2 tRNA genes are annotated in these 351 nt (G+C 49.0%); both read right to left on the bottom strand.

Annotated elements, in window-relative coordinates:
• Positions 1-138: 138 nt before the first annotated feature.
• Positions 139-214 (bottom strand) — tRNA-Ala (locus tag EVJ21_RS15310).
• 11 nt (positions 215-225) lie between these two features.
• Positions 226-302, bottom strand: a tRNA-Pro gene (locus tag EVJ21_RS15315).
• Positions 303-351 lie beyond the last annotated feature (49 nt).

The following is a 351-nucleotide window of genomic DNA, read 5'->3' on the forward strand; positions in this document are numbered from 1 at the left end:
CGTTCGTCCTGAGCCAGGATCAAACTCTCCAAAGAATTTGATATAGCTCTTGAAAATGACGAAGCTTGCGCTTCAATCAAAACTTGTAAAACTTTTTTGCCTCATCGTTCAGTTTTCAAAGTTCGTCAGTTAAAGAATTGGTGGAGCCTAGCGGGATCGAACCGCTGACCTCCTGCGTGCAAGGCAGGCGCTCTCCCAGCTGAGCTAAGGCCCCAAAAGTTATGATGGTCGGGAAGACAGGATTCGAACCTGCGACCCCTTGGTCCCAAACCAAGTGCTCTACCAAGCTGAGCTACTTCCCGTTATAAATGGTGCACCCTGAGAGATTCGAACTCCCGGCCTTTAGATTCG

This window comes from Exiguobacterium sp. SH0S2 (assembly GCF_004337185.1).
GTDB classification, from domain to species: Bacteria; Bacillota; Bacilli; order Exiguobacteriales; family Exiguobacteriaceae; genus Exiguobacterium; species Exiguobacterium aurantiacum_A.